Annotated in this window: 1 protein-coding gene; it reads right to left on the bottom strand. The window is 55.0% G+C overall.

The features are described 5' to 3' along the window. On the bottom strand, nt 1–196 hold a 196-nt coding region (locus ACVA58_RS28020; RefSeq protein ID WP_446513509.1), incomplete at its 3' end, for a type II toxin-antitoxin system RelE/ParE family toxin. Nucleotides 197–280 lie beyond the last annotated feature (84 nt).

Here is a 280-nt window from a genome sequence, read left to right as displayed (position 1 = left end):
CGACGATGCCGCGTCTGCGGTTTTGGTCCAGGCGCTTCTTCCAGACGTTGCCGCCCAGGTCGTCCCCCATGCCTTGCATCAACTGCTTTGCCGCGCGACACAGGTCGATGTCATGGATACCAGCGGTTTTCGCTGCTTTGCTAAACCACTTCGTTTTGAATACACGCTGTACGGATGGCGTCATGGTGCGGCTCATTAACTATACCACTTGGTGGTATAGGTTGAGTTGACCCACTAAGGGGACGGAGACCGCAACTTAGCCAATGGCATTGGCTATCAC

The sequence above is a fragment of the Photobacterium sp. DNB22_13_2 genome (assembly GCF_052873915.1).
The sequence above is the reverse complement of the archived record's forward strand: the minus strand, read 5'-3'. Positions and strand labels throughout refer to the sequence as shown.